The sequence below is a fragment of the Streptomyces sp. NPDC055189 genome (assembly GCF_053606765.1).
In genome coordinates this window covers 1-3,010 of the sequence record NZ_JBSGSG010000182.1, presented here as the reverse complement: position 1 = coordinate 3,010, position 3,010 = coordinate 1, and the positions used below count along the sequence as shown (strand labels likewise).

The following is a 3,010-nucleotide window of genomic DNA, read 5'->3' as shown; positions in this document are numbered from 1 at the left end:
CCACAGCGAGGTAGTGCGCATTGGAACAATGCGCGGTCAGCCGTCGTGCTCCTGGTCGTCGTCGGCGTCGCCGATGACCCGGCCGGTGCCGCCGCAGGGGAAGCACTGGCCGCCGTGGATGGCGGCGTACTCCTCGCGGTGGCCGGTGCCGCCGCACGGCTCGCACGGCACCAGGCCGTGCCCGGCCTCGGCCAGCCGGTCCCACTCCGCCCTCTCGGCCGCCCGCTGCCGGGCCTTGGCGGCCATCACCTCCGCCAGGGACTCCACCCACTCCGCGGCTCCGGCCTCGTCCACGACCCGCGCGTGGTCCGCCCGGCCACCCGCGTCGGCCACCAGGCCGGCCACCTCTGCCTCGAGGCTGGCGGCCACCAGCTCGGCCACGGCGAAGTCGCTCCCAGCCTCGGCCACCTGGCCGTGCGCCTCCGAGGTCAGGACCACACCGCCGAGCAGGCGGCGGTGCATCTCTTGGTAGCGGTACGCCTCCAGCTCGCCCGCCAGGTCGGTGTGCCGGGCGAGGCCCCGGGTCATCTCGAACGCCCGCCGGCCCCGGGTCGCGGCCTCGTACTCCAGCGACCACGCACGGCACTGCTCGGCCGTCCCGTACCCCGGGGCGTCGGCCTCGGCCAGGCCGTCGCGCTCGATCGCCCACAGCCGGTCAAGGAACTGAAAGGCGGTCATCGACCGGGTGCCCTTGGCGCCCTTGGCCGTCGAGTGGGCGACTTCGGCCGCCGCGCCCTTGGCCGCGTCCACGTCGGCCTGGACCGACTTGGCCGTCTCCCCGCCCACCTTGGTCAGGTACTCGATCAGCGCCTTGTCATCGGGCGACCGGATCACGTCGATGCGCACACCGTGGCCCTTGCCGCCGCACTTGCAGTTGGCCCGCTCACACTCGGTCGACGTCTCGTACGTCGGGTCGATCGACCGCAGAGCCCCCGCCCAGAAGCCGTGCATCCACTCCTCGAACGCCTCCAGGTCCTCGGCGGGCGGCTCGAACGTGCAGCTCCGGCCCTCGCCCGGCTCGAAGTACCCGTTGCCGTCCTCATCCGTGTAGATCAGCTGGCCGTTGGCCGGGGTGCCCTCCAACTGGCCACCGAGGAACACCAGCAGGTTCAGGTGCGGGTGCCACCCGCCCGCCTGCGAGCGGGTGATCTCCGGGTTACGCGCCATGCCGATGTAGCCGACCGCCGGGGCCACGTGGCGCCGGAAGCTCTGCGATGTCAGGAGCCGCTGGTAGGCGCCCGGGACCCTCGGCGTGACCTCCCCCGTCGTCTCGTCCACGCGCTGCCGCGTCCCCCACAGGGCACAGACCAGGTCGTCCAGTGCGTCCGCACGGGTGTGCCGGGTGGTCAGCACCACGGCCGCCAGAGTCCCCCCACGGGCCAGCCACCGCAGAGCGGCCGTGGTCAGCTCGTGGGTGTCCTCGGCGCGCTTGGCGCTCTCGCACACCGCGCACGCCCAGATCGACTCGCAGAGCTGGACCCCGCGGCCGGACGCCTTCCCGTCCTCGGTGCGGGCCGTCAGCGTGCCCAGCTCCGGCGCCACGGCGCGGCGCGCGCACTTCCGGCACCGGTCGATCGCGGTGATCTCCTGCATGATCCGGCGGCGCCGCCACCGCCGCAGAGCCGGGGTGACGACCGTGACCGGACCCCCCTCGGTGGCCCCATCGACCGCACCGCTCTGACCTGCGGTTTCGGCGATCTGACAACTCTGTTCGTCAGTTACCAAGAAGCGGACACCTCGGGAGGTGTCTTTCTGCAGGTCAGACCCCGTTTTCGGGGGTCGAACCGCGTCCGCCTCGGAAGCGCGCTTCCGGCAGTTCGGGGAGCAGTACGTTTGGCCCGGTGTGCGGGGGTTTGGGGTGAACTTCTTCGAGCAGCCGCTACGGCGGCATGTGCGGCGGGCGGGCCGCTGTGGCGAAGGAGGCGCTTCGCTCCGTACTCTGGTCACAGCAACGTTTCCGTTCGGTGGTTTGGCACCTGCGGAGGCGGGCGGCCCGGGAGGTGAGATGCCCGGGCCGTTGCCATTTCTGAGGGGTGATCATCCCTTACGAGCGAGACGCCCCGCCGGATCACCGGCGGGGCATCGTCGTGTCGGTCAGATCGTGGTGATTCCTCCCTCGTCCCCGGCGGGGCGGGGCTGGACGCTGATGCGGACCGTGCCATCGAGGCGGGGCTCCATCGCCACGGCGTGGAACGCGCCGTCCAGGCCGCCGAGCGCGTCCTTCTGGAAAGCGCCGGCGGGCAGGTCGAGCGAGCCGCCGTGGTGCATGAGGATCGCGATCAGCATCGCGTGAGACATGTCGGCCGGGGTCGCCATCACGCCTCCTCGCGGGCCGAGCGGATGACCATCAGGGCCGCCTGCGGGAGGTCGGCCACGGCGTCGAAGTGCGCGAGGGTGACGCCGTGGCTGCGAGCGGCCTCCAGCAGGTCCCGCAGGAGAGCGGCTGCGTCTGCCTTCTCGGCCGGGGTGGCGGCCGGTCCGCCGAGCCGCGCGGCGGACGCGGTGATACGGGCGGGCACATCGTCAAGCTGGGTCTCGTGCATGGTTCCTCCTGGTGGTGGCGGCGCCCCGCCGGGTGAGGGTGGATCAGGCGGACGTGAGTCAGTCTGACACAATGTGTCAGCCTGCGCAAGAGGGTCAGGGGAGGTGTCCCCTGACCCTCTCTCGGTCACGCGGCGGCCGGGACCTCAATCTCGGTCTGACCCTCGATGTGGTCGTCGTCGTGTCGCGGGTGGACGGGGGCGTTCTCGGTGTCGAGGCGTGCGTACACCCGCTGCACCTGCGAGGGGGCGCGGGTGGACACCCGGGCCGCCTCACGGACGCTCAGGCCGTCCCGCCATGCCTGCTCGATCGCGGCGCGGGCTTCCTCGGTGCTCAGCTTCGGGCGGGGGGGGACAGGCGGGATTTCGAGGTGTGCCCCGCAGATGACCTGCGGCGATGCGGTGGCCGGCACAGGCTCCGGCAGGGGGGTGGGGGACACCGGGGCGTCCACTGTGGACACCTCGGTGTC

General features: G+C 72.3%; 4 protein-coding genes. All 4 read right to left on the bottom strand.

The window, feature by feature from the left end:
* Positions 1-36: 36 nt before the first annotated feature.
* The gene (locus ACWFR3_RS46685) at positions 37-1,725 is read right to left on the bottom strand and encodes a replication protein (protein ID WP_376189693.1); all 1,689 of its coding nucleotides are present in this window, start codon (positions 1,723-1,725) and stop codon (positions 37-39) included.
* Positions 1,726-2,094: 369 nt separating this feature from the next.
* Positions 2,095-2,316, bottom strand: a complete 222-nt coding sequence (locus tag ACWFR3_RS46680; protein ID WP_376041175.1) for a hypothetical protein — start codon at positions 2,314-2,316, stop codon at positions 2,095-2,097.
* Positions 2,316-2,543 carry a hypothetical protein gene (locus ACWFR3_RS46675; protein WP_376041173.1) on the bottom strand — a complete coding sequence of 76 codons (228 nt, stop codon included), beginning with the start codon at positions 2,541-2,543 and terminating at the stop codon, positions 2,316-2,318. The genes ACWFR3_RS46680 and ACWFR3_RS46675 overlap by 1 nt, the downstream gene beginning before the upstream one ends.
* Before the next feature lie 125 nt (positions 2,544-2,668).
* Positions 2,669-3,010: helix-turn-helix domain-containing protein (locus ACWFR3_RS46670; protein WP_453740800.1), on the bottom strand; the 342-nt coding region annotated here is incomplete at its 5' end.